Below are 26,553 nucleotides of genomic sequence, written 5' to 3' on the forward strand. Positions count from 1 at the left end.
TCAACCTTCGGAAGTTCGAAAGGACTTCCGAATACTAGGTTAAGCGTATGGCAAATTTAAAAGAAATTCGCGCCAAAGTAGCTAGTATCAAAAGCACGCAGAAAATTACTCGCGCGATGCAGATGGTAGCAGCTTCTAAGATGCGTCGTGCGCAAGAGCGCATGGCACAAGGCCGTCCGTATGCCGAAAATATGCACCGTGTAATTGCTCACCTGGTACAAGCGAACCCTGAATATAAACATCGTTATATGGTTGAACGCCCAGTAAAACGCGTTGGCTATATCGTTGTTTCTTCAGATCGTGGCCTTGCTGGCGGCTTGAACATTAACCTGTTCAAAAAAGTGGCTAAGCATGTACAACAACAGCAAGAGCAATCAATTGAAGTTCAATTTGCTTTGATTGGTCAAAAAGCGGTTTCGTTTTTTAAAAACTACGGCGGTAAAGTGCTTGGAGCAACAACTCAGGTCGGTGATGCACCGTCTCTTGAACAGTTGACTGGCTCTGTGCAGGTTATGCTTGACGCATTTGACAAGGGCGAGATCGATCGCATTTACCTTGTGTCAAATGGCTTCGTTAACGCAATGACACAACAGCCTAAAGTAGAACAACTTGTTCCACTTGCTCCGGCAGACGAAAGCGAAAGCCTCAACCGTCAATATGGTTGGGACTACATCTATGAACCAGAAGCAGAAGAACTGCTGAACGGTTTATTGGTTCGCTATATCGAGTCTATGGTTTATCAAGGCGTAATTGAAAACATCGCCTGTGAGCAGTCTGCACGTATGGTTGCAATGAAAGCAGCAACCGATAACGCAGGTCAGCTTATCAAAGACCTACAACTCATTTACAACAAGCTGCGTCAAGCCGCGATTACTCAGGAAATTTCTGAGATCGTTGGTGGTGCCGCTGCCGTTTAACATTATTAGTTTGAATTGAGGAGACAGCAATGAGTAGCGGTCGTATCATTCAGATCATCGGCGCGGTTATCGACGTCGAGTTTGAACGCAACAGCGTTCCTAAGATCTATGACGCTCTCCAAGTTGACGGTACTGAAACTACTTTAGAAGTTCAGCAACAACTTGGTGATGGTGTAGTTCGTACCATCGCAATGGGTTCTACTGAAGGTCTTAAACGTGGCCTGAACGTAACTAACACTGGCGCACCTATTTCTGTACCTGTTGGTACAGCAACTCTAGGTCGTATTATGGACGTTTTAGGCCGTCCACAAGACGAAGCTGGTCCAGTTGCAACTGAAGAGCGTTGGGCGATTCACCGTGCAGCACCTTCTTACGCTGAACAAGCTGGTTCTACAGACCTTCTTGAAACTGGTATTAAAGTCATCGACTTACTATGTCCATTCGCGAAGGGTGGTAAAGTTGGTCTGTTCGGTGGTGCCGGTGTAGGTAAAACTGTAAACATGATGGAGTTGATCAACAACATCGCTAAAGCGCACTCAGGTTTGTCTGTGTTCGCTGGTGTTGGTGAGCGTACTCGTGAAGGTAACGACTTCTATCATGAGATGAAAGACTCTAACGTTCTTGACAAAGTAGCAATGGTCTACGGTCAGATGAACGAGCCACCAGGTAACCGTCTACGTGTTGCGTTGACTGGTCTGACTATGGCTGAATACTTCCGTGACGAAAAAGACGAAAACGGTAAAGGCCGTGACGTTCTTCTGTTCGTCGACAACATCTATCGTTATACACTAGCGGGTACTGAAGTATCAGCACTTCTAGGCCGTATGCCATCTGCAGTAGGTTACCAGCCGACTCTTGCAGAAGAGATGGGTGTTCTTCAGGAACGTATTACATCTACTAAGTCTGGTTCTATTACGTCTATCCAAGCGGTATACGTACCTGCCGATGACTTGACTGACCCATCACCTGCAACTACGTTCGCTCACTTGGACGCAACAGTTGTATTGAGCCGTGACATCGCATCTCAAGGTATCTACCCTGCGATCGATCCACTGGACTCTACTTCTCGTCAGCTTGACCCTCTAGTAGTGGGTACTGAGCACTACGAAATCGCGCGTTCAGTTCAAAACGTTCTTCAACGTTATAAAGAACTGAAAGACATCATCGCGATCTTGGGTATGGACGAATTGTCAGAAGAAGACAAACTGATCGTGTATCGTGCACGTAAGATCCAACGTTTCTTCTCTCAACCGTTCCACGTAGCTGAAGTATTTACTGGCGCTCCTGGTAAGTATGTACCTCTTAAAGAAACAATCCGTGGCTTTAAAGGTTTGTTAGCTGGTGAATACGATCACATCCCAGAACAAGCGTTCTACATGGTTGGTGGTATTGACGAAGCACTTGCTAAAGCTGAGAAACTTTAATTAGTTCCCTAATTTAGGAGATTCTCATGGCGACTATGCAATGTGATGTTGTAAGTGTAAAAGAGTCTTTGTACTCTGGCACTGTCAGCATGCTGATCGCAAAAGGTGCTGGCGGTGAGTTAGGTATTATGCCTGGCCATGCTCCGCTAGTAACTTTGCTCCAACCTGGCGCGATTCGCGTTATTTTGGAAAACGGTACAGAAGAATTAATCTATGTATCTGGTGGTGTTCTAGAAGTTCAACCGCACGTTGTTACGGTTCTTGCAGATACTGCAGTCCGTGCAGAAAACTTGGATGAAGCAGCAATTCTTGAAGCTCGTAAACAAGCTGAACAATTGCTGGCGAACCAAAAGAGCGATTTGGACTCTGCTGCTGCATTGGCTGCTCTTGCAGAAACTGCTGCTCAGCTGGAAACCATCCGCAAAATCAAAAACCGTGCAATGTAATTGCTGGTTTAAGATTGAAGAAACCACCCGTCAGGGTGGTTTTTTTTATGACTTTAAGAAATTTGAAAATACTGGGTTGTAAAGATTTTTAGATAAAACTGTTCTCCAATTTTTGAATCATTTCTTGATGAGCTTGTTGTTCTAGCTCTCCAATTTTTTTTGTAATTTCCATCCCATCTTTAAATTCGTTAGTTTCTAAAACCTGATTCAGTTTCTTCAACTGCACTGCAGCTTGTTGAATATTTTGTGGTTTAGAAAAATCTGAAAATAAACTCAGGTTAGATTGTACGGCTAGAATATTAAGTTTTTGAATCTTTTGATAATGAACTGTTTTGAAATTTTGGCTTTGGTATGTTTTTAAAAGAAGTTGATCATCATATGTAGTCCTACTCGACATTTCTTGCAAAATTTTTCTAGTATCCCAAGTTGGATCTCTAGGGTTTTGCTGATGATGGAATTCTAAATAATAGATCCAATCATGTAATTGATTCGGATCAATATGTTTTAGACGGCGATCTTTTTTAAAACTTAAGACTTTTAAATAATTTAAATTTTGTATTGCACTTTGTTGAAGCAGGTATTGTAATTTAGCTGAGACTTTTAAAACTGGCTCTTGTAAGTAAGATTGAGTTGTTTTGTGCTGCCTGTAATAGTCAACAATATTTACCTGCATGAGTTGGTTTTGGATAGATAATGCTTCTATTTCTAAAGCCTTGATCTCTTTAAACTCAGGTGAAATGAAATTTATAGAATTCAAAATTTTAATATTATTGTTATTTGATTCAATCACTTTAGGTGTATTTTTTACTATCGTTAAAAGCATTTGATCTAAGTAATTTTTAGATATATTCCCCTGTGGAAAAGGTTCAAGTTTGGGTATTTCCATATTTAAAATGAATTTTTCATAAAGTATCCAATCTTTTAAACGCTTTTCTTCAGCAGAAATTTGAAAAGGTTTCTGAATCCAGTCGCTTATCTTTTCATGACTAAAACTTTGTATGCTCAGTGCAGCAATTCCCAAATTGAAGAACACAATAAGTAAAATTTTTTTCATATGTATTTTTAATTATTCATAATGGGCAAATTATAATCTAATTAATAAAAGTATATGATTTTATTATCAACTGATTGAAGTTCTCGAATTACGATCTAATTTAGCCATGCTGAATCCAATTTTAATAAAAGCCCTCAAGTCCTCCTTCCATCGCTTTAAATGAAATAAGTAGAGTTGCTTAAACTGAAAAAGCCCATTTTATAAATGGGCTTCATCAATATTTTAATTCTTAACTGTCTTCTTTAGAACCTTCCGGAATCATCATCGCTGCCAGTTTTAGCATTTCCAACTGAACATTGCTCATTTGCTGTTCCAGCTTTTTAAAGTCCACTTTGCTCAGATCTACCTGACCATTCAGGAAGGGAGAAGCCAGGGCCTGATGATTAGCGCTCATGATATTGCTACGTACCTGATCCACTTCCTGGCTTTTCAGGTTCAGGCTGCTGAGTGTCTGGTTAAAGCCTTTCAGTTGCTGTTGTAACTGAGTCGCAGCAGTTTGCAGTTGAGCTGTGTCTTTGCTGTCAATTGCAGTTTCCAGCTCAGTTTGAGTCTGCTTGAGCTGCTCCACATAGTCGCCCGCTTTGAGCTGCAGATCCGCCACATCACGCACGATATAGAACATATTGCCGCTTTTCAGGTTCACAGATGGCGTGCGTACTTCAGTAGTGTCTTGTCGCTCCACTTGCTCAGCGGTTTCCTGCTGGACTGGCTTTTCAGCATGAGAAGCCGGTGCTGATTCCTGTTCGCAGCCCAATAGTGCAATTGCACCTGCAAAAAGGGCAAAAGGTATAATGCTGTTCTGAAGAATCTGCTTGAATTTCATTGTACTGGGCTCATCATGGGTTACTGCGGACAGGTACTAATATAAGGATACAATTTGGAGAAAATACGGAGATTTGCAAATGAATAACAAAAAACTGATTCAAAAGCTTGCGGGCTTGACATCCTCTCCGACCTAAAGGACGGAGATTCCTCCTGCGAGACGCCCATGTCCGAGCGCAAGAATATTCAGTGCTGAGTTTATATCTCTATCGTGGAATGTACCGCACTCCACACACTGCCATTCTCTTATTCCAAGTCCTGCTCTACCTTTCAGACTACTGGAGCGTGAGCCGCAGCACGAGCAAGTTTGGGTGGTATAGGCTTCATTGACTTCTTCATACCATACCCCTGCGTTCTCGCATTTATACTTGAGCATGGTTCTTAAGGTCGTCCAACCTGCATCGAGTACAGACTTAGCTAATTTTGTCTGTGCCAATGCTTTGGCATTCACATTACCAACGAAGATGGCTGCATGTTCATTCACCAGTTTATGACTGAATTGATGCAGCATATTTTGACGTAGATTTTTGATCTTGGCATGAATCGCTTTGACACGTTTTTTATTTCTTGCTCTTTGAGCAATACCAAGTTTTTGTTCATATTGACGATAGATTTTAGGCGCTTTGAACTTTACACCATCTGAGCAAGTCGCAAGGTCTTTGAGTCCTAGATCAATGCCAATTGAGGTTTTAGCGGTGGTTTTCTCTGTTTTAATTGAATCAACCACAAGACATACATACCAACGCCCTCGGCTATCCTCGACAAACGAGCCTGTTTTAACATTGTATTTACTTAGTCCGTAACTGTCCCATAGCTTGAATTGATGCTTGCCGTATTGGACATACCCATCGGCATATTTCACCGCCACTTTTTTAAATGGAATCCAACCGAGAGAACGTCTAGCATTTTTTTTGTTACTGACACGCCATTTTAGCTTGGCTTTTTTAAATTGCTTTCTTCGAGTAACTAATTCTTCCGCAACTGCCTGTATGGTTTGGCTGTGCAAATTGCACTCTTTTGATGTACCTTTCGTGTATTTAGCAATATCGTAAGCTGAAAAGAATTGTTGTTTTCTTTGCAAGTGTTTAAAACACAAATCATTGACATAGTTCCAGACAAAGTTAACTTCAGATGCCAATTGGTCTAGCACCTTGCAATGTTTGTCTTTTATGCGTAATTTAAGTGTCTTCATCACTAAAATATATTTGGTCTATGGATAATAGTCAAGAGATTAGAACAGGTCGTCACTGTGTTTTTAATATGCACGTTCATTTAGTCTTTGTGGCTAAATATCGTAGAGATGTTTTTACCAAAGCTATGCTCGAAACTATGAATGAAGTATTCAAGCGCATTTGCTTAGACTTTGAAGCTAAGTTGGTAGAATTTGATGGTGAGCATGATCATGTTCATTTACTTGTGAACTATCCACCAAAAGTAGCTATTTCTAGCTTGGTTAACAGCCTAAAAGGTGCATCTAGTCGTATTTTAAGAACTAAACACCCTGAAATTAAAAACAAATTATGGGGGAATGCTTTGTGGTCGCCTAGTTATTTCGCTGCATCGTGTGGAGGTGCTCCCATTGGGATTATTAAACAATATATCCAACAACAGCAAACACCGCATTAGCAATCCTAGCTAATCCCCACAAGGGGGACTAGCGGATTGCAGCCTTATATCCCCGCCCTGAAGGGCGAGGTTTTACGGCTAAAGGGATAAAAAAGAGCGCCGAAGCCACTGCTGTCCCATAGTTTGCTTTAAATAAAAAAACCTGAGTCCTAACAGTTAAAATATGAGTGCAAACAAACACTTTAACGACCAGGATTCAGGTTTTGTCACATCAGAATACCGTATTTCATGAGCTAATTAAACCTGTTGTGCGACAGGATTTTGAACAACTTGCTAAAGTACACCATGTTGGACAGAAATTTAGAGCGGCTTCCCGGTGGGATCAGTTTATTGCCATATTGATGTCTCAATTCTCTTGTAGGCAAAGTCTGAGAGATATTCAGTCCAATTTGGAGTGCCAACAGGAAAAGCTAAGTCATCTCGGAGCAAAGTCTATTCCCCGAAGCACGCTGGCACGAATCAATGAGCAGCAGCCTGCTGCCTTGTATCAACAGCTATTTTACAAGTTGCTTAAATACTATGAACACTCAAAAGTAGCTCATAAATTTCGCTTTAAGAATCCCTTGTATTCCTTGGATGCCAGTCATATTGACCTGTCGCTTTCCTTATGTGAATGGGCCAAAGTTCACGACTCAAAAGCCAGCATGAAACTCAGCATAGGATTGAATCACAGCAATGATATTCCTGAGTTTGTTGCAGTTGAAAATGGCAAAGAAAATGACATGGTACAAGGCCGCAAATTCCAGTTTCCTGCTGGCAGCATTGTAGTTTTTGATAAAGGCTATGTCGATTACCAATGGTATGCAAATCTGACTGCTCAAAACATTGGATTTGTCACACGTTTTAGGCCTAAATCTGTGTATCAGGTAATCCAGCAACATCCAGTGCTTGAATCCAAAGGTATTCTAAAAGATGAAACCATTCAGCTGAATAGCGCACATGCTCTAAAAAGAAAAGCCCCAGTGTTAAGAAGAATTGAATATAGAGATCAGCAAAGTGGCAAGCACTTTAGCTTTCTCAGCAATAACTTTCATTTAGCCGCCTCCACCATTGCGGCGATTTATAAAGATCGTTGGAAAGTTGAGCTGTTCTTTAAGGCGATTAAGCAGAATCTCAAATTAAAAGCGTTTCTAGGCCGCAGCAGGAACGCAATTCAGACACAAATCTGGATTGCGATGATCGCCTATTTATTGGTGAGTTTCGCTCAACATTTAGGGAAAACAGGTTGGACAGTTCAACGTTTACTCAGAATAATTCAAGTGAATTTGTTTGAAAGAAGAACTTTAAAAGCTTTATTTTCACCCGATAAAATACCCATAAAACAAGAGGAAGCTCAAATGAGCTTCCTCTTGTGAAAAATTGTGGGACAGCAATGGCGCCGAAGCGCTCTTTTTTCCCGAGGAGGACAGGCTTAAGACTTAGCCTGCAATAATCTTGATAACCTTATCGTTAACCACATTCATCAGAACGTAGTCACCATTCACTTTGATCCATTGCGGGTTGCGACCTGGTTTACTCAGCTTTTTGTATTTGCTGTGATCTATCTTATAGATTTTGCTTTGATACTGGCTTGGGACTTTCTGGCCTACTCGCCAATCACGTGAAGGATCTACTTTTTTATAGACCTGTTTATGCTTTGGTGCATGATGTTGAGGTGCCTTATGCAATTGTTGAGTATGCGGTTTGTGCTGCTGATGGTCTTGCGGTGCAGCCATAGCAGATGTCGCAGCGACTGCAGTTGAGATCGATAAAACAATGGCTTTTACTAGAGTTTTCATACTTCACCTTAATATGGCGGTTTGTTTGTGTATGAGCTCATAATAGGCCGGCAGATGTGTTTGAAATTGAAGGGATTGTAGCTGAAATATTAAAATCAAGAAGAAATGTAGCAGAATATTATAGGGTGAATTTATTGATATAAGCCATTGTTTCTAAATTAAAAATATAAGCATCCTGATCTATGCAAGATGCTTACATTACTGTTACAGCTTATTTAGCTAATTCAGCATTAATTGCATCAACGATTCTTGGATCATCAGCCGTAATGTCTGGTGCAAAGCGAGCGATCACTTCGCCGTTTTTATTCACTAAGAATTTCTCAAAATTCCACAACACTTCAGGTGGCTCATTTGGTGTTAGGCCATAATCGACCAGATCTTTCCACCATGGGCCTTCACCGGTACGTTCCGGAATAGCTTGAGTTAATGCGGCATACAGCGGATGTTTGGCTTCACCCACCACGCGGATTTTAGCAAACAGCGGGAACTCTACCTGATAATTCGTAGAACAGAAGTCCTGGATTTCCTTTTCGCTACCGGGTTCCTGTTCCAGAAAATCATTGGATGGAAAACCCAAGATTTCCAGGCCCTCAGCCTTTTTCTCACTATACAGTTTTTGCAGGCCCTCATATTGTGGGGTCAGGCCGCATTTGGAAGCGACATTGACAATTAACAGTACCTTGCCCTGATACTGGTTTAAGGTGAATTCTGCGCCCTGAATGCTGGTGACTGGAATATTGTAGACGGAAGTGCTCATTTGAAGTCCTGTTTTTTGATGTGTTTATCCTGTCAAATGTTGTAGCGGGTATTTAGTCTCTATACAAGTCAAAAGCTGTAGCGCAGTGAAGTAAATTTTATTCTGTGCATTAATTTTGTGTGAAAAATCAATTATGCTTGCCTACCTGACTGAACAATGGGTCAAATCTGATTCCGGCATGTTGGAATCATAAGCCGATAGACTTTATGGATGAGCATATGACACAGAAACACAAGGTAGTGTGGTGGGCATTTTTATTACCACTGGCTGCGATACTGATCTGGTCGCTGAACATGACCGTGAACCGTTATGTGGCGGACTACATTTCACCGGTGAGCATCAGTTTTTACCGCTGGATTCTGGCGCTGCTGATCCTGACGCCGTTTGTGCTGCCGCAAGTGATCCGTAGCTGGTCCAATATTCGCCCACACTTGGGTAAACTTGCTGTGCTGAGTGCCTTCGGTATGGTACTGTATCAGGGCTTGGCCTATACCTCGGCGCACTATACTACTGCGACCAATATGGGTCTGATCAATGCCTTTATTCCGGTGTTTACTATTATTGTGGGTATCTTCGTGTTGCATGTGCGACCTGCGATCACGGCGATTATCGGTAGTTTCCTGTCGATCTGTGGTCTGATGTATGTGATGGCACAAGGGCAGTGGGGACATTTGCTGAATTTCAGCAATACTTATATCGGCGATGTGCTGATGCTGATCGCCGTATTTTTCTATGCCTGCTACGGGATTTTCCTGAAAAAATGGCAATTGCAGATGCCGTTGATTCAAAGCCTCTATATACAGGTCTGTTTTAGTATCTTGCTGCATATCCCGATGATTCTCTGGACCGGTCTGGATCCAATCAATAGCCAGAATGCCAGCAGTATTGTTTATGCGGGGATTTTTCCTTCCATTGCTGCGCCATTTTTATGGATGCTGGCGGTACAACTGCTTGGCCCCAACCGCAGCAGTATTTTTATGAACCTGATGCCAGTGTTTACTGCTCTGATTGCTTATCTGTGGCTGGGTGAGTCCTGGACGGTTTACCACACCATAGGTGGCATAGTGATTTTATTCGGGATTTTCCTGGCGCAATATACGCCTAAACTCAAGGTCTAAGCGGGTCTTTAGATTTTATGAAAGAATAAATTGATTAATAAATAGTCAGTTGATCAATTTATTCTAATAGGATGAGACGGTAAATATCCTTATTTTGAATGTAAAAACGAATAATAAATTCCAAGCTTCTGAATAAAATCAGAATAAAAATAGCAAGATAATTTGAATTTTGTCCAATTTTGAATCACCAGTAATACTTAAAAAGTATAAATAAAAGATTTTTATTGTATTTGTGATCCGATTCACTTTCTCACATAATAACCACATCGAGAATGATGCTTCAGAAAATTTCCTGATTTATCAAACTCCCAGAGATTTTCGAACCCTCTGGATGTGTTTTACACATCCTTTTTTATGCTCAGCCATCCCTATATGGCTGAGTTTTTTTTTGTCTTAAAACTACGGTCGGCTTGTAGGCCCCGACCAGGTAGATCCGTGCTTAAGCGCGGATCACTTCACCGGTGACAGCATCAATAATCTTGCTTGGTTCCTGACTCAGTCCTAGATCCCCATTCAGATAATTCAGCGTTTCCGAATCTTTAAAATACTGGATGGCATCTTGCAGTGAACGGGCAGGATTCTCGCCAGCAGGATTGGCGCTGGTCGACACAATAAAGCCGCCAAAGGCCTGACACAAGGCGACACAGAGGGGATGCGTGGTCACGCGTACCGCAACCTTCGGATGATTGCCTTTGATCCACGCCGGAATATCTGCATTGGCAGGTAATAGCCAGGTGGTGGCACGTTCCGAGATGCTACGGTTGGTCCATGAGGCAATCACGCGTTCGCGGATTTCGGGAGAGAGGGTTTCCAGCAGATGCTCGACTTGGGAGATATGTCCTGCCAGAAGAATCACGCCTTTTTCCATCGGGCGATGTTTCAGTTGCAGAATTTCATGAAAAGCCTGTTCATTATAAGGGTCACAGCCTAAACCCCATACAGCCTCTGTAGGATATGCCAACACTTCTCCCTGTTTAAGGCATGCTGCTGCTTCGGCAACAGAGGTGGTGATCATGTATATACCTTTTTCAAAACAATAAAGGGCTATTGTGAACCTTATTTGCTGGTACGACAACGCAGAAACATGCCGGCCTGCTGGGTACTTAGCCCAAGAAGCTCCAGTTCCATTAGCTGGGCGGTCACGGTGGAGACATCCTGATTCAGCTGAAGGCTGATCTGATCTAGATCCTGCCCGATCCAGTCCAGCTGGTTGTAGAGAGGAAGAAGATGCTGTGGAATTTCAATTTGTTCTGATTCATCAGATACTGAACTGAATGGTTGAGCAGAAATTTGCCATTGGGTTGCCAAAGCCAGGTCTTCAATCACTTGCTGCGGATGGTCAATCAGAATCGCCCCCTCCCGAATCAGCTGATGACAGCCTTTATGATATTCGCTATAGATATGTCCCGGAATGGCAAACACGGTTTTGCCCTGTTCTGCAGCCCATTTGGCGGTAATCAGTGAGCCGCTTTGCAATGCCGCTTCTGCCACAATCACACCGAGGCTTAGTCCACTAACAATACGGTTACGCCGTGGGAAATGTTGCTGTAGGGGAGGTGTACCCGGCAGAAATTCGGTAATGATTGTTCCACCAGTTTCCAGAATCTGTTTTCTTAACATTTGATTGACCGAGGGATAGGTTTGATCCAGTCCGGTACCCATCACGGCAATGGTGCGGTGCTGCTGCAAAGCGGCCCGATGTGCGGCTTCATCAATCCCTTCTGCTAGACCACTATTGATATAAAAGCCCTGTTCACTCAGATAGTAGGCAAAATCATAAGCCATTTGCCGGCCATGGGTACTGGGCTTGCGACTCCCAACAATGGCGATTTGCGCCTGTAACAAGCTATCCATTTTGCCCTGACCAAACAGAATCGGTGGGCGATTGTCATAGGGACTGAGCTGTTGAGGGTAGTTCACCTCATCCTGGAGCAGGATAAAGTCACAGCTGGACTGAATGCTATCCAGACAGCGCTGAAACTGGCTTTGTGATTCTGCGGAATGAAAATCTTGCAGGCGTTGCAGATGATTTTTATGCAGACCCAGTTTACGCCAGGTTTCAAACTGATCAAGACGAGTGGCTTGGGCCAGATCATTATAATGGTGATAGAGCTTATAAAAGCTGGAAAGAGAATGTTGTACCAAATACCAGAGACGGATTGTGTCGAGTTGATGCGTAGAAAGCGTATGCAGCATGTCGAGACCTATATTGCGTCTTCTTATTTTTATTTATTCTAAATTTTGAAATGGGAGATGATGCTGCGAACAGCATCATCCGGAATTACTTACAGATTATTCATCCAGCAGTGGTGGCTGAATGCTTGCACCAACCTTGATTGGCAGTTCGCTATCCAAGACGTAGGCGTAGCTCAGCTGGTCAAAGGTTTTGAAGACCATCACGTTACCAATACGCTCACCTGGAAGCTGCACGCGCTCTTTGGTTTTCGGATCAGTCACGATTTCACCTTGCTGGTTTACACTGAACACATGACCAGACTGCACGCCGTGTGCTGTACCGCGGTCAATCGTTACGACACTATGACGCGCTGCGGTACCAATCGAACCAAGGACACGGACGATCTGACCACCGTTAGTCACGTTTTCTGCATTCACCGGATAGAACAGGGTAGGCAGCATTGGATCGTATTCTGGTAGAACACGGTCACCACGACGCACTTCGGCATTGTAGCTGTCGGTTAATTCCAGGGTAGTGACATCGCCTTCACCACGTACTGCAATACCGGAAGCGACTTGTTGTAGTTCAAGTGCAGCGGTGTATTTCTTACCGTTGGCATCGGTGAAGACATATGGCTCAGCTTCACGGTAAACCGCATAGCGTTGACCCACTTGCAGGCCATTACCACGTGCATACACTTTCTGGCCTTTACCTGCCAGTACGCGCTGATCGGCTGTACCGAGGATATAAGGTGTGCCTTCAACAGAATCTGCAGGCAGAACAGTATAGCGTTCCAGCCATTGCTGGATATGCGCTAAAGGAATCACAGGAATAGTATTGTTCAGAGACTCAACACGTACTTGTGGCTGTAACTTGTCTGTGCCGAGGTAGCGGTTGATGATACCGGTACAGCCATCACCTTCATCTTTGCCAATGATTGGACGGCCCTGATAGTCACACATCAACAGGCGGTCACCCGGGAAAATCCAGTGTGGATTTTTCACATGTTTATTGCCTGCCCAGATTTCTGGCCAGCGCACTGGATTCTTTAGGAAACGTTTGGAAATATCCCATAATGTGTCACCTTTTTTCACCACATACACGTTTGGTGCAGAAGCCTTTAGGCTCGGTGGGTTCACATTACGCGCGATTGCTGCGTCTGCGGTTGAAATAGTCCCCATACTGACACCCACACACACGGCGAGTGCGAGCATCTGATTTTTAAACCCCAAGGCACTAAAAGATGGCATGCCCTTCAAAACCTTTTTCATTATCATAATTCCTAAAATTATGTATGTAAGTTGCGTTATAATAACGATCTTACACACAATTTTTTAATGAAGCATTCCCTTCATTTGGTTTTTTGATCAATGGCATAATTGAGGACGCAGTATGGCCTTATTACCTATTTTAAGTTTCCCTGATCCCCGTCTTCGTACCATTGCACAACCAGTCGAAGAAGTTACTGATGAAATTCGTCAGCTCGCTGCAGATATGTTTGAAACCATGTATGAAGCGCCAGGCATTGGTTTAGCCGCGACACAAGTCGATCGTCATATTCAGCTGATTGTCATGGACTTATCTGAAAATAAAGATCAACCCATGGTGTTCATTAACCCCAAAATTACACCATTGACTGAAGAAACACAGCCATACGAAGAAGGCTGTCTATCAGTTCCTCAAATATACGATAAAGTTGAGCGTCCGTCACGTGTAAAAATTCAAGCAATTAATCTTGAAGGTCAAGCATTTGAGATTGAGGCCGATGGCCTGCTCGCAGTATGTATCCAGCATGAAATGGACCATTTAAATGGTAAACTTTTCGTGGATTATTTGTCGCCCCTAAAACGCCAGCGTGCCCGTGAAAAAATTGAAAAAGCACAACGCCAACGTGAGAAAGCCAAAGTTGCGGTAAAACGCTAAAAATTTCGTCGCCTTGACGCATTTTACTAGCCCAGTTTCGACTGGGCTTTGTTATACTCGGAAGTGACAAATTTTTATTTGCCTTTCTCCTATGGTGATACGTAGTGGGCTGCTGCTTTCCTTTGCAGCCGTGTTCTTGCAGATCGCTGTATTTTTACAGCCGTTGCTGCCGAAGCAATACCAGATTGCTCCGGTCTGTGAGACCATCACGCGTGCACTTTTATTAAAATCTTTTGTTCATTCCGAACATCATTCCCCGCATAGCGCTGCAAATCAGCATGTCATGTCATCGGACTTTGCCGAACATGAACACGATGCCAGTCATCAGTGCCAGTATTGTACGGTTTACGGCAACCTGGTCTTGCCACCTGAATTAGACGTCAAGGAAGTTCTGGACCGGATTCAAGTTCGACTGATTGCCTTTAAACGTGCCTATAGTCATGTCTGGTTTGTACTACAGCAGCTATTTTTGCTCCCGCAGGGCAGGGCACCTCCATTGTTTGCATAAATCCACGTTGTTTTTGCTTGGGTCTTCAGTGACTTAGGCCGTGTTCAATTTATGTATTCAGTGAGATAGAAAATGGCTCAGCCTCAATTTTTTCTACAGCCACTTGCGGCTGCGGTTTGTGTTGCCTGTTATTCATCAGCAGTGGCGGCAAATGAACATATCCCTGTGCAGACGATGGCACCGATTGTGGTGACTTCGGCTGCCGGTAATGATGCCAATGGCCTGATTGTACGTGCTGATCCAAAACAGCCGATCCAGCCTGTACCGGCAACCGATGGTGCTGATTATTTACAAAGCATTGTTGGCTTTAGTTCGGTAAATAGCGGTGCAGGCACCAATGGCGATGTGACCTTCCGTGGCATGTTTGGTTCACGCATTAAAATCCTGACCGATGGCACAGAAAACCTCGGTGCCTGCCCAAGCCGGATGGATTCGCCAACCTCTTATATTTCCCCAGAAAGCTATGACCGGATTTCGGTAATCAAAGGTCCGCAAACCGTTCAGTATGCCAATACCGGTTCAGCTGCGACGGTAATTTTTGAGCGTAACCCAGAACAATTTGATCAGGATAAAAAATACCGTGGTCAGGCCAGTGTGCTGATGGGTTCCTATGGCCGTCTGGATCAGAATGTTGAAGCTGCAGTCGGTGATGAAAACAAATATATCCGCCTCAATACCAATCGTTCTGTCTCTGACAGTTATCAGGATGGCGATGGTAGAACAGTGCCATCGGATTGGGAACGCTGGAATGCAGATCTGGCACTAGGCTGGACGCCGGATGAAGACACTTGGGTAGAACTGACCGGTGGTAAAGCTGATGGTGAGGCGGTTTATGCTGGCCGGATGATGGATGGTTCCAAGTTTGCCCGTGAAAGCCTAGGTTTGCGTGTCGAAAAGAAAAATGTCACCGATGTCATTAAGAAAATCGAAGCGCAAGTGAATTATAACTATAACGACCATGTGATGGACAATTATAGCCTTCGTGATTTTAAACCAACCATGATGATGCCAAAGGAAACAGGAACGAATGTTACGCGTAAAACCTTAAATGCACGTATGGCTGTTACCCAGGAATGGGATAAATTTGAACTGATCACGGGTGTAGATACGCAGAATAACGAGCATACAATTCGGAAGACAGATACTGATCGTAATATTCCTTATCAAAATCTGCCACGCAGCAAAGATATGGAATTCCAGTCAATTGGTGGTTTTGGTGAATTGAGTTATCAAGTCGGTGACAACAATAAACTGGTGTCGGGCTTGCGTTTGGATCAGGTTAAAGTTGACGCTGTTCAGTCAAATCAGGAACGTAAAGAAACATTGCCAAGTGCGTTTTTCCGTTTTGAGAATCATCACCCAGAATATGACGATGGCAAAACCTATATTGGTTTAGGCTATGTAGAACGTATGCCGGATTATTGGGAATTGTTCAGCCCAAAATCAGGTAATGGGCAGTTAAATACCTTTAAAAATATTGATACCGAAAAGACATTACAGCTTGATCTTGGTTATCAGCATGCACATGGAAAATTCAACTCCTGGGCATCCGCTTATGCTGGGCTCATTCAGGATTACATCCTCACCACTTATTTGCCAACAGGTGATATGGGAATGCTAGAGGCACATACCCGTAATGTGGATGCAACCATTGCAGGTGCAGAAGCCGGTATTGGTTATCAGTTTACTGATGCAATTCAGGCAGACGTCAGTGCCATGTATGCCTGGGGTGAAAACACCACAGATAATACGCCGTTGCCACAAATTTCGCCTTTGGAAGCGCGAGTGAATCTACGTTATATCCAGGATAATTACACTTTAGGTGCTTACTGGCGTCTGGTCGATAGTCAAAACCGCATTAGTGAACGTGAAGGCAATATCGTAGGGTATGACCATAATAAGAAGAGTGCAGGTTTTGGTACACTGTCTTTAAACGGGACTTATCATGTGAATGAAGGCGTGGATTTATCTATAGGTGTCGATAATGTCTTTGACCGTACTTATACTGAACACTTAAATAAAATGGGCAATGCTGGAGTTGGATTAGCAGCGACAGAACAATTTAACAATATCGGACGCAATTACTGGGCGCGTGTCAGCATGAAATTCTGATTTGACTAAATTGAATACGAAAAGCAGGGCTTAGGCTCTGCTTTTCTTTTTTTTAATGAGATTAAAATAATTAAATTCAATATCTTATGTTAAATATGTGTTTCTAAATAAAATAATAAACATTTTTCTTAAAATATTTTATATAAATAAAACAGTAATTTATGAATTTGTTGGATTATAAAATAAACATACGATTCAAGAGTTTTGAAAAAGGTGTTGCAAGCCCTCTGAAATGCTGTAGAATGCACATCCATCGGCGGTGATGTTAATTAAAACTTCTGATAAAACAGTAACTTAGCATAAAGTGGTTAAGTTGGGTTTTAGAAAGAAAGTTTAAAAATAATTTGCATTACCAGTTGACTTTCATTTTAGAAAGCGTAATATAGCCGACCTAGCTTGATGCTGACGAAGCATGAAGACGATCATTAAGAGATTATGAAGAATAACTTGTGTGGATTTTTACCGGTTGATCGATTGAATATATTTTCATTGATTAATGGTAGAAATTACTCGAAGTTTATTTGAGCGAATTTTTGTCAGTAATTGATGAGCCAGAATTAAGTACTTTGTCTTAACTAAAGTACAAAATGATTTTAACTGAAGAGTTTGATCATGGCTCAGATTGAACGCTGGCGGCAGGCTTAACACATGCAAGTCGAGCGGAGATAGGTAGCTTGCTACTGATTCTTAGCGGCGGACGGGTGAGTAATGCTTAGGAATCTGCCTATTAGTGGGGGACAACGTTTCGAAAGGGACGCTAATACCGCATACGCCCTACGGGGGAAAGCAGGGGATCTTCGGACCTTGCGCTAATAGATGAGCCTAAGTCGGATTAGCTAGTTGGTGGGGTAAAGGCCTACCAAGGCGACGATCTGTAGCGGGTCTGAGAGGATGATCCGCCACACTGGGACTGAGACACGGCCCAGACTCCTACGGGAGGCAGCAGTGGGGAATATTGGACAATGGAGGCAACTCTGATCCAGCCATGCCGCGTGTGTGAAGAAGGCCTTTTGGTTGTAAAGCACTTTAAGCGAGGAGGAGGCTTACCTGGTTAATACCTGGGATAAGTGGACGTTACTCGCAGAATAAGCACCGGCTAACTCTGTGCCAGCAGCCGCGGTAATACAGAGGGTGCAAGCGTTAATCGGATTTACTGGGCGTAAAGCGCGCGTAGGCGGCTTTTTAAGTCGGATGTGAAATCCCCGAGCTTAACTTGGGAATTGCATTCGATACTGGGAAGCTAGAGTATGGGAGAGGATGGTAGAATTCCAGGTGTAGCGGTGAAATGCGTAGAGATCTGGAGGAATACCGATGGCGAAGGCAGCCATCTGGCCTAATACTGACGCTGAGGTGCGAAAGCATGGGGAGCAAACAGGATTAGATACCCTGGTAGTCCATGCCGTAAACGATGTCTACTAGCCGTTGGGGCCTTTGAGGCTTTAGTGGCGCAGCTAACGCGATAAGTAGACCGCCTGGGGAGTACGGTCGCAAGACTAAAACTCAAATGAATTGACGGGGGCCCGCACAAGCGGTGGAGCATGTGGTTTAATTCGATGCAACGCGAAGAACCTTACCTGGCCTTGACATACTAAGAACTTTCCAGAGATGGATTGGTGCCTTCGGGAACTTAGATACAGGTGCTGCATGGCTGTCGTCAGCTCGTGTCGTGAGATGTTGGGTTAAGTCCCGCAACGAGCGCAACCCTTTTCCTTACTTGCCAGCATTTCGGATGGGAACTTTAAGGATACTGCCAGTGACAAACTGGAGGAAGGCGGGGACGACGTCAAGTCATCATGGCCCTTACGGCCAGGGCTACACACGTGCTACAATGGTCGGTACAAAGGGTTGCTACTGCGCGAGCAGATGCTAATCTCAAAAAGCCGATCGTAGTCCGGATCGCAGTCTGCAACTCGACTGCGTGAAGTCGGAATCGCTAGTAATCGCGGATCAGAATGCCGCGGTGAATACGTTCCCGGGCCTTGTACACACCGCCCGTCACACCATGGGAGTTTGTTGCACCAGAAGTAGGTAGTCTAACCGTAAGGAGGACGCTTACCACGGTGTGGCCGATGACTGGGGTGAAGTCGTAACAAGGTAGCCGTAGGGGAACCTGCGGCTGGATCACCTCCTTAACGAAAGATTGACGATCGGTAAGAATCCACAACAAGTTGTTCTTCATGACGATGTATCTGAGGGTCTGTAGCTCAGTTGGTTAGAGCACACGCTTGATAAGCGTGGGGTCACAAGTTCAAGTCTTGTCAGACCCACCACTACTGACGAAGCGATTCATACAGAAACGGAACGATACATTGACTTATTGATAAGCTGGGGACTTAGCTTAGTTGGTAGAGCGCCTGCTTTGCACGCAGGAGGTCAGGAGTTCGACTCTCCTAGTCTCCACCACGTATTCGTTCGAATACGTAATAAGCAAACAGTTTGATAGCTTATAGAGATTAGTGAAATGGAAGCGTATACTACGCACCACTTACTAATCTCTGTGATTTATCACAGTTTCTCGGTCTGACGAAGACGAGAAAAATCATTAACAGAATATATTTGAGTTGAAATAATTTGTTCAATCTCATAAGAGAGCGGAAATGAGACGACGCAAGTTGAATCGTTGAAGTGATTGAATGAGAACTAGCGAAATTAACTGAATCAAGCGTTTTGGTACGTGAATCTAATTGAAGCTGTACGGTGCTTAAGTGCACAGAACAACAAACTGTAAGAGAAGCCAGTTTACTGGTGGAACTTGTTGCTACACTGACTTGTAGGTGTAACGACTGTTTGGGGTTGTATAGTCAAGTAATTAAGTGCATGTGGTGGATGCCTTGGCAGTCAGAGGCGATGAAAGACGTGATAGCCTGCGAAAAGCTTCGGGGAGGCGGCAAATATCCTGTGATCCGGAGATGTCTGAATGGGGAAACCCACCGGCTATAAGGTCGGTATCATAAACTGAATACATAGGTTTATGAGGCGAACGCGGAGAAGTGAAACATCTCAGTACCCGTAGGAAAAGAAATCAATTGAGATTCCCTCAGTAGCGGCGAGCGAACGGGGAACAGCCCATTAAGTCATATCAGTTTTAGTGGAATGCTCTGGGAAGTGCAACCATAGTGGGTGATAGTCCTGTACACGAAAGGGCTGATATGATGATGTCGAGTAGGGCGAGGCACGTGAAACCTTGTCTGAATATGGGGGGACCATCCTCCAAGGCTAAATACTCCTGACTGACCGATAGTGAACCAGTACCGTGAGGGAAAGGCGAAAAGAACCCCTGTGAGGGGAGTGAAATAGATCCTGAAACCGCATGCATACAAGCAGTGGGAGCCCTTCGGGGTGACTGCGTACCTTTTGTATAATGGGTCAGCGACTTACATTCAGTAGCGAGGTTAACCGTGTAGGGGAGCCGTAGAGAAATCGAGTCTTAATAGGGCGTATAGTTGCTGGGTGTAGACCCGAAACCGGGTGATCTATCCATGAGCAGGTTGAAGGTTGGGTAACACTAACTGGAGGACCGAACCCACTGTCGTTGAAAAGCCAGGGGATGACTTGTGGATAGGGGTGAAAGGCTAATCAAACTCGGTGATAGCTGGTTCTCCCCGAAAGCTATTTAGGTAGCGCCTCGGACGAATACCATTGGGGGTAGAGCACTGTTTCGGCTAGGGGGTCATCCCGACTTACCAAACCGATGCAAACTCCGAATACCAATGAGTACTATCCGGGAGACAGACTGCGGGTGCTAACGTCCGTAGTCAAGAGGAAAACAATCCAGACCGCCAGCTAAGGTCCCAAAATCATAGTTAAGTGGGAAACGATGTGGGAAGGCATAGACAGCTAGGAGGTTGGCTTAGAAGCAGCCACCCTTTAAAGAAAGCGTAATAGCTCACTAGTCGAGTCGGCCTGCGCGGAAGATGTAACGGGGCTAAAACTATGTACCGAAGCTGCGGATTTACGCTTATGCGTAAGTGGTAGGGGAGCGTTCTGTAAGCCAATGAAGGTGTGTTGAGAAGCATGCTGGAGGTATCAGAAGTGCGAATGCTGACGTGAGTAACGACAAAACGGGTGAAAAACCCGTTCGCTGAAAGACCAAGGGTTCCAGTCCAACGTTAATCGGGGCTGGGTGAGTCGACCCCTAAGGCGAGGCCGAGAGGCGTAGTCGATGGGAAATTGGTTAATATTCCAATACTTCAGTGTAATGCGATGAGAGGACGGAGAAGGTTAAGTCAGCCTGGCGTTGGTTGTCCAGGTGGAAGGAAGTAGGCATGCATCTTAGGCAAATCCGGGGTGCTCTATGCTGAGATCTGATAGCAAGCCAGTTTACTGGTGAAGTGGCTGATACCATACTTCCAGGAAAAGTCTCTAAGCTTCAGTTACACTGGAATCGTACCCGAAACCGACACAGGTGGTCAGGTCGAGTAGACCAAAGCGCTTGAGAGAACTCTGCTGAAGGAACTAGGCAAAATGGTACCGTAACTTCGGGAGAAGGTACGCTGTCGATGGTGATAGGACTTGCTCCTTGAGCTGTTGACAGCCTCAGAAACCAGGCCGCTGCAACTGTTTATTAAAAACATAGCACTCTGCAAACACGAAAGTGGACGTATAGGGTGTGATGCCTGCCCGGTGCTGGAAGGTTAATTGATGGGGTTAGCGTAAGCGAAGCTCTTGATCGAAGCCCCAGTAAACGGCGGCCGTAACTATAACGGTCCTAAGGTAGCGAAATTCCTTGTCGGGTAAGTTCCGACCTGCACGAATGGCATAATGATGGCGGCGCTGTCTCCAGCAGAGGCTCAGTGAAATCGAATTCGCCGTGAAGATGCGGTGTACCCGCGGCTAGACGGAAAGACCCCGTGAACCTTTACTGCAGCTTGACACTGAACTTTGATCTTACTTGTGTAGGATAGGTGGGAGGCTTTGAAGTAGCGACGCTAGTTGCTATGGAGCCAATCTTGAAATACCACCCTGGTAATATTGAGGTTCTAACTCTGTCCCGTAATCCGGGACGAGGACCGTGTCTGGTGGGTAGTTTGACTGGGGCGGTCTCCTCCTAAAGAGTAACGGAGGAGTACGAAGGTGCGCTCAGCGTGGTCGGAAATCACGCGTAGAGTATAAAGGCAAAAGCGCGCTTAACTGCGAGACCCACAAGTCGAGCAGGTACGAAAGTAGGTCTTAGTGATCCGGTGGTTCTGTATGGAAGGGCCATCGCTCAACGGATAAAAGGTACTCTGGGGATAACAGGCTGATACCGCCCAAGAGTTCATATCGACGGCGGTGTTTGGCACCTCGATGTCGGCTCATCTCATCCTGGGGCTGAAGCAGGTCCCAAGGGTATGGCTGTTCGCCATTTAAAGAGGTACGCGAGCTGGGTTTAGAACGTCGTGAGACAGTTCGGTCCCTATCTACCGTGGGCGCTGGAAATTTGAGAGGATCTGCTCCTAGTACGAGAGGACCAGAGTGGACGAACCTCTGGTGTACCGGTTGTGACGCCAGTCGCATCGCCGGGTAGCTATGTTCGGAAGGGATAACCGCTGAAAGCATCTAAGCGGGAAGCCTACCTCAAGATTAGATTTCCCTAGGACTTTATGTCCTCTAAAGAGCCGTTCGAGACTAGGACGTTGATAGGTTGGGTGTGGAAGTGCAGTGATGCATGAAGCTGACCAATACTAATTGCTCGTGAGGCTTGACTATACAACGCCCAAGCAGTTGTATACAAAGCAACAATTGATTCATAAAGCATCAAAGCAACTTGATTTAGTTGAAATGCTAGATACAATGTTCAACTCAGATTATCCTGTTAATAACTCATTTGGAAAAAACCTTGGCGCAAACCTAAGACCAAGCGAGTATCCATCCCAGTTGTGCTGGCGACCATAGCAAGAGTGAACCACCTGATCCCTTCCCGAACTCAGAAGTGAAACCTCTTCGCGCTGATGGTAGTGTGGCGTTTGCCATGTGAGAGTAAGTCATCGCCAGCTCATTATTCCAGACACCCCCGATCAAAAGGTCGGGGGTGTTTTTTTTGTGTGTGTGGATTTTATTTTGCACATTAAAACAATAACAGACAATCAGCAGGATCAGCGTATACTGGGTAGGTTCACGGAGCTGATATGTCCTTAAATTCATCTTCAAGCCATATTGAATATGGTTCATCTGCCTTTAAAGCGGTTTTATTTTCTTTATTTTTGGCTGGCTTTGCGATTTTCTCTTCATTGTACTGTGTCCAGCCGATGATGCCGATTTTGGCTCATTATTTTGATGTTTCTCCGACGCAAAGCAGTTTCCCGCTTTCATTTTCTACCGTCGCATTAGCTGTAGGCCTGATTTTTACAGGGCTAATTTCGGATCGTTTTGGCCGTAAACCGATTATGGTGTGGTCTTTATTCTCGGTTTCAGTATTGCTGTTACTGAGTGCTTTACTGCCGGTCTGGTCGGTATTTTTGGCGACTCGTGTCTTCATTGGTTTAACGGTGAGTGGGGTAGCGGCTGTCGCGATGACCTATATCGGGGAAGAATTGGCAGCCAAAGATGTTGGCTTTGCCATGGGGCTGTATATTTCCGGGACGGCAATTGGCGGGATGAGTGGGCGCTTGATTGCAGGCACATTGGTGGATTTTATTTCCTGGCAATCCGCAACTTTGATTATTGGACTACTGAATCTGTGTATTGCCACGATCTTTTATTTTCTATTGCCTAAGTCCAGATATTTTCAGGCCTATCCGATTAAATTCAGCCGCTTTGTTAGAGCATTTCGACAGAATCTGAGTGATTCTAAGCTTCGAATCCTGTTCCTGCAAGGCTTTATTCTGATGGGCTGTTTTGTTTCAGTATTTAACTATCTCAGCTATCGGTTGATTCAGGCACCTTTTGAACTCTCGCATTTCTGGATTGGTTTAATTTCGATTACTTACCTGTCCGGTATTTATAGTTCGCCACGTGCAGCAGCCTGGAGCCGAAAGTATGGACGATTTCAAGTTTTGGCCACTATGTTGGGTACGATGTTGTTGGGCCTGGCTCTGATGCTGATCAATAATTTGGTTGTGGTCTTTATTGGCTTGCTGATTTTTACTTTTTCTTTCTTTGCAGCTCATTCAACAGCGAGTAGTTGGGTATCGGTGCAATCCTTACAGTATCGGGCAGTCGGATCATCTCTATATTTATTCTGCTATTACCTCGGTTCAAGTTTCCTTGGTAGCTCGAGTGGCCTGGTCTGGGAAAATGCCGGATGGCTGGGTTTATCTTTATTTATTGGCTTGATCCTGATGGTTGGTATTGCATTAGCGCAACGTTTAAAGCCAACTACGGTAGAGTAAGCTCAGTTACCTCGGAAATATATTCCTGAATCAGGGCTTAAAACCATTATTGTATAAATTATAATCAAGCAAGCCGGGGCGAATTCATGCTAAAATGCTCGGCTTTCATCTTTGATCTATTTTCTGATCTTCCATCTGCCAGCCGAGAATTGCTAGCCATGTCTACTGCTTATACCGCTCAGACTGCGCCTAAAGCGTTGTTTGATTACGACAAATATTGGGCGTCATGTTTTGAACCTGCGCCTTTTTTGCCGATGTCACGCGAGGAAATGGACCAACTCGGTTGGGACAGTTGTGACTTCATTTTTGTCTGCGGTGACGCCTATATTGACCACCCGTCTTTCGTCAGCGGGATTATTGGGCGTGTGCTGGAAGCGCAGGGCTTCCGTGTCGGGATTATTGCCCAGCCGGACTGGACCAATGTCGATGCTTTCCGTGTTCTAGGCAAGCCAAATATTGCCTGGGGTGTGTCTGCCGGCAATATGGACTCGATGATCAACCGTTATACCGCGGACCGTAAAATCCGTTCGGATGATGCCTATTCTCCCGATAATGTACCGAACAAACGTCCAGACCGTGCGGCAACTGTGTATTGCCAACGCTGCCGTGAAGCTTTTCCGGATGTGCCGGTACTGTTAGGTGGGATCGAAGGTTCATTGCGTCGTATCGCGCATTATGACTACTGGTCCGATAAAGTCCGTCGTTCGATTTTGATGGATTCCAAAGCTGATATTCTGATGTACGGGAATGGTGAGCGCTCGATCATTGAAATCATGCACCGCCTGGCCAAAGGTGAAAAGATTCATCAGATTACTGATGTGCGCGGTACAGCGTTCATCATCAATAAGAATAACCGTGCTGCGAAAGCCAAGTTCGTGGAAATCGCATCGAATGATGTGGATACCATTGGCCGTGTCGATCCGATCATCAATCCCTATGTGATGACTGAAGATATTGACGGCTGTGAAATTGAAAAAGGTAAGGATCAGGTCAGCCAGTATCAGGGTTTCCAAAAAGAAGTCGTGAAAAATCCGATTGTGCGTGAAGGGGATAATCTGGAACCTGATACGCAAATCGTTCAGTTACAGCCTGCATCTAAAGCCATTAAACACAAACTGCCACCACGTGAACTGGCGGTGATTCGTTTACCTTCTTTTGAAGAAGTGGCGAATGATCCTGTACTCTATGCCCATGCTAACCGTATTCTGCATCTGGAAACCAACCCGGGTAATGCACGTGCGCTGGTACAGAAACATGGCGAACGTGATGTCTGGATTAACCCGCCACCGATTCCATTGACCACAGAAGAGATGGACTACGTATTTGACCTGCCATATGCACGTCTGCCACATCCATCTTATGGTGATGCACGCTTTCCGGCTTTTGAGATGATCAAGTTCTCGGTGAATATCATGCGTGGCTGTTTCGGCGGCTGTACCTTCTGTTCGATCACTGAACATGAAGGACGAATCATCCAGAACCGTTCTGAAGAATCAATCCTGCGTGAAGTGGAAAAGATTCGTGATACCGCACCGGGCTTTACCGGCATTATTTCTGACTTGGGTGGACCAACAGCAAACATGTACCGTTTGCACTGTAAAGATCCTGAGATTGAGAAAAACTGCCGTAAGCCGTCTTGTGTCTATCCGGGCGTATGCCAGAACTTGCATACTGATCATGCACCTTTGACCCAGTTATATCGTAAGGCACGTGCAATTAAGGGCATCAAGAAGATTCTGATTGGTTCCGGTCTGCGTTATGACCTAGCTGTGCTGAATCCTGAATATGTCAAAGAGCTGGTCACCCATCACGTCGGTGGTTATCTGAAGATTGCGCCAGAGCATACCGAAAAAGGTCCATTATCGAAGATGATGAAACCGGGTATCGGTACCTATGACCGCTTTAAGCAGATGTTTGACCGTTTCAGTAAGGAAGCCGGCAAGGAACAGTATCTGATTCCTTACTTCATCGCGGCGCACCCGGGCACAACTGATTATGACATGATGAACCTGGCGATCTGGCTGAAAAAGAATGGGTTCCGTGCTGATCAGGTACAGACCTTCTATCCATCGCCGATGGCAACCGCAACCACCATGTACTACACCGGCAAAAACCCGCTAGCCAAAGTGGCACGTTATACCGAAGATGTGGACATCGTCAAAGGTGAAAAACGTCGCCGATTACATAAAGCTTTCCTGCGTTATCATGATCCAAACAACTGGCCTTTACTGCGTGAAGCACTGAAAGAAATGGGTCGTGCTGACTTGATTGGTAATTCAAAACATCACTTGATTCCGAGCTATCAGCCGCAAGGGGTGGAAGGACATTATCAGTCCGCACGCAAGAAAAACTCGACAGTGGCGGGTGATTCGGCCAAACGTACCGGAGCCAAGGGAAATCGGGCACAAGCACCGAATAACCGTCCGCAAAAAGGCCAGATTCTAACCCAGCATACTGGCTTGCCACCACGTGAAACCGGTGATGCGAAAAAACCATTTGGTGGTTCTAAAGGGAAAGGCAAGACTAAAACAAAAAGTCGTGCCTAAATCACTTAAAAAAGACACTTCGGTGTCTTTTTTATT

Annotated in this window: 19 protein-coding genes, 2 tRNA genes and 3 rRNA genes; 16 read left to right on the forward strand and 8 right to left on the reverse strand. The window is 44.8% G+C overall.

What is annotated here, in order from left to right; translation table 11 throughout:
• The first annotated feature begins 47 nt into the window (after positions 1 to 47).
• Genes atpG through ABEF84_RS01010 form a run of 3 tightly spaced genes read left to right on the forward strand, consistent with a single transcriptional unit; the run spans position 48 to position 2,787 of the window.
• Positions 48 to 917, forward strand: coding sequence for a F0F1 ATP synthase subunit gamma (gene atpG, locus ABEF84_RS01000; RefSeq protein ID WP_034587378.1), 870 nt, complete (start codon positions 48 to 50; stop codon positions 915 to 917).
• Between the two features lie 29 nt (positions 918 to 946).
• Complete coding sequence (gene atpD / locus ABEF84_RS01005) at positions 947 to 2,341, forward strand: F0F1 ATP synthase subunit beta (protein WP_034587380.1); 1,395 nt, start codon at positions 947 to 949, stop codon at positions 2,339 to 2,341.
• Positions 2,342 to 2,367: 26 nt separating this feature from the next.
• Positions 2,368 to 2,787 (forward strand): F0F1 ATP synthase subunit epsilon, encoded by a 420-nt coding sequence (locus tag ABEF84_RS01010; protein WP_034587382.1) that lies wholly within the window; start codon positions 2,368 to 2,370, stop codon positions 2,785 to 2,787.
• Positions 2,788 to 2,875: 88 nt separating this feature from the next.
• On the opposite strand, the gene ABEF84_RS01015 is transcribed toward ABEF84_RS01010, so the two are convergent.
• From ABEF84_RS01015 to ABEF84_RS01025, 3 genes are all read right to left on the reverse strand, one after another.
• Positions 2,876 to 3,808: a hypothetical protein gene (locus ABEF84_RS01015; RefSeq protein WP_347473729.1), complete on the reverse strand. Its 933-nt coding sequence runs from the start codon at positions 3,806 to 3,808 to the stop codon at positions 2,876 to 2,878.
• A gap of 262 nt (positions 3,809 to 4,070) precedes the next feature.
• Positions 4,071 to 4,664, reverse strand: coding sequence for a hypothetical protein (locus ABEF84_RS01020; protein ID WP_347453425.1), 594 nt, complete (start codon positions 4,662 to 4,664; stop codon positions 4,071 to 4,073).
• Positions 4,665 to 4,796: 132 nt separating this feature from the next.
• Positions 4,797 to 5,855: an RNA-guided endonuclease TnpB family protein gene (locus ABEF84_RS01025; protein ID WP_034586922.1), complete on the reverse strand. Its 1,059-nt coding sequence runs from the start codon at positions 5,853 to 5,855 to the stop codon at positions 4,797 to 4,799.
• Between the two features lie 20 nt (positions 5,856 to 5,875).
• On the opposite strand from ABEF84_RS01025, the gene tnpA reads away from it, so the two are divergent.
• Both tnpA and ABEF84_RS01035 read left to right on the forward strand, forming a co-directional pair.
• On the forward strand, positions 5,876 to 6,289 hold the full coding sequence (tnpA, locus tag ABEF84_RS01030) for an IS200/IS605 family transposase (RefSeq protein ID WP_075167884.1): 414 nt from the start codon (positions 5,876 to 5,878) through the stop codon (positions 6,287 to 6,289).
• A 203-nt stretch (positions 6,290 to 6,492) separates the two neighbouring features.
• Positions 6,493 to 7,644 carry an IS4-like element ISAbe18 family transposase gene (locus ABEF84_RS01035; RefSeq protein ID WP_004646736.1) on the forward strand — a complete coding sequence of 384 codons (1,152 nt, stop codon included), beginning with the start codon at positions 6,493 to 6,495 and terminating at the stop codon, positions 7,642 to 7,644.
• A gap of 63 nt (positions 7,645 to 7,707) precedes the next feature.
• Here the strand turns inward: ABEF84_RS01035 and ABEF84_RS01040 are convergent, their stop codons facing one another.
• Positions 7,708 to 8,067 (reverse strand): RcnB family protein, encoded by a 360-nt coding sequence (locus ABEF84_RS01040; RefSeq protein WP_347473730.1) that lies wholly within the window; start codon positions 8,065 to 8,067, stop codon positions 7,708 to 7,710.
• A 211-nt stretch (positions 8,068 to 8,278) separates the two neighbouring features.
• Entirely contained in the window at positions 8,279 to 8,824 is a 546-nt protein-coding gene (locus ABEF84_RS01045; protein ID WP_347453427.1) for a glutathione peroxidase, read from the reverse strand.
• 218 nt (positions 8,825 to 9,042) lie between these two features.
• Here ABEF84_RS01045 and ABEF84_RS01050 point away from each other — a divergent pair, with 218 nt between their 5' ends.
• On the forward strand, positions 9,043 to 9,942 hold the full coding sequence (locus ABEF84_RS01050; protein ID WP_347453428.1) for a DMT family transporter: 900 nt from the start codon (positions 9,043 to 9,045) through the stop codon (positions 9,940 to 9,942).
• Positions 9,943 to 10,381: 439 nt separating this feature from the next.
• On the opposite strand, the gene ABEF84_RS01055 is transcribed toward ABEF84_RS01050, so the two are convergent.
• The 3 genes from ABEF84_RS01055 to ABEF84_RS01065 form a co-directional block, all read right to left on the reverse strand.
• Positions 10,382 to 10,957, reverse strand: a complete 576-nt coding sequence (locus tag ABEF84_RS01055) for a Sua5/YciO/YrdC/YwlC family protein (RefSeq protein WP_347453429.1) — start codon at positions 10,955 to 10,957, stop codon at positions 10,382 to 10,384.
• A 41-nt stretch (positions 10,958 to 10,998) separates the two neighbouring features.
• The gene (gene dprA, locus ABEF84_RS01060; RefSeq protein WP_347456124.1) at positions 10,999 to 12,138 is read right to left on the reverse strand and encodes a DNA-processing protein DprA; all 1,140 of its coding nucleotides are present in this window, start codon (positions 12,136 to 12,138) and stop codon (positions 10,999 to 11,001) included.
• Between the two features lie 96 nt (positions 12,139 to 12,234).
• Positions 12,235 to 13,389 (reverse strand): LysM peptidoglycan-binding domain-containing protein, encoded by a 1,155-nt coding sequence (locus ABEF84_RS01065; RefSeq protein WP_347453430.1) that lies wholly within the window; start codon positions 13,387 to 13,389, stop codon positions 12,235 to 12,237.
• Between the two features lie 121 nt (positions 13,390 to 13,510).
• On the opposite strand from ABEF84_RS01065, the gene def reads away from it, so the two are divergent.
• The 10 genes from def to ABEF84_RS01115 all read left to right on the forward strand — a co-directional run bounded on the left by def (position 13,511) and on the right by ABEF84_RS01115 (position 26,517).
• A complete protein-coding gene (gene def / locus ABEF84_RS01070; protein ID WP_034582549.1) occupies positions 13,511 to 14,041 on the forward strand; it encodes a peptide deformylase in 531 nt (176 codons plus the stop codon).
• A gap of 91 nt (positions 14,042 to 14,132) precedes the next feature.
• On the forward strand, positions 14,133 to 14,549 hold the full coding sequence (locus ABEF84_RS01075; RefSeq protein ID WP_347453431.1) for a DUF2946 family protein: 417 nt from the start codon (positions 14,133 to 14,135) through the stop codon (positions 14,547 to 14,549).
• Positions 14,550 to 14,621: 72 nt separating this feature from the next.
• Positions 14,622 to 16,661, forward strand: coding sequence for a TonB-dependent copper receptor (locus ABEF84_RS01080; protein WP_347453432.1), 2,040 nt, complete (start codon positions 14,622 to 14,624; stop codon positions 16,659 to 16,661).
• 594 nt (positions 16,662 to 17,255) lie between these two features.
• Positions 17,256 to 18,793, forward strand: a 16S ribosomal RNA gene (locus ABEF84_RS01085).
• Positions 18,794 to 18,854: 61 nt separating this feature from the next.
• Positions 18,855 to 18,931: transfer RNA gene (locus ABEF84_RS01090), tRNA-Ile, on the forward strand.
• A 57-nt stretch (positions 18,932 to 18,988) separates the two neighbouring features.
• Positions 18,989 to 19,064, forward strand: a tRNA-Ala gene (locus ABEF84_RS01095).
• 396 nt (positions 19,065 to 19,460) lie between these two features.
• Positions 19,461 to 22,349 (forward strand): 23S ribosomal RNA (locus ABEF84_RS01100).
• Between the two features lie 172 nt (positions 22,350 to 22,521).
• A 5S ribosomal RNA gene (gene rrf / locus ABEF84_RS01105) occupies positions 22,522 to 22,636 on the forward strand.
• Together the 16S, 23S and 5S rRNA genes with 2 tRNA genes alongside form the textbook arrangement of a ribosomal RNA operon.
• A 132-nt stretch (positions 22,637 to 22,768) precedes the next feature.
• A complete protein-coding gene (locus ABEF84_RS01110; protein WP_347455452.1) occupies positions 22,769 to 23,971 on the forward strand; it encodes an MFS transporter in 1,203 nt (400 codons plus the stop codon).
• Between the two features lie 158 nt (positions 23,972 to 24,129).
• Complete coding sequence (locus ABEF84_RS01115) at positions 24,130 to 26,517, forward strand: YgiQ family radical SAM protein (protein WP_347454988.1); 2,388 nt, start codon at positions 24,130 to 24,132, stop codon at positions 26,515 to 26,517.
• Positions 26,518 to 26,553 lie beyond the last annotated feature (36 nt).

Source organism: Acinetobacter sp. ANC 7912, from assembly GCF_039862785.1.
In the GTDB taxonomy this organism is placed as follows: Bacteria; Pseudomonadota; Gammaproteobacteria; order Pseudomonadales; family Moraxellaceae; genus Acinetobacter; species Acinetobacter thermotolerans.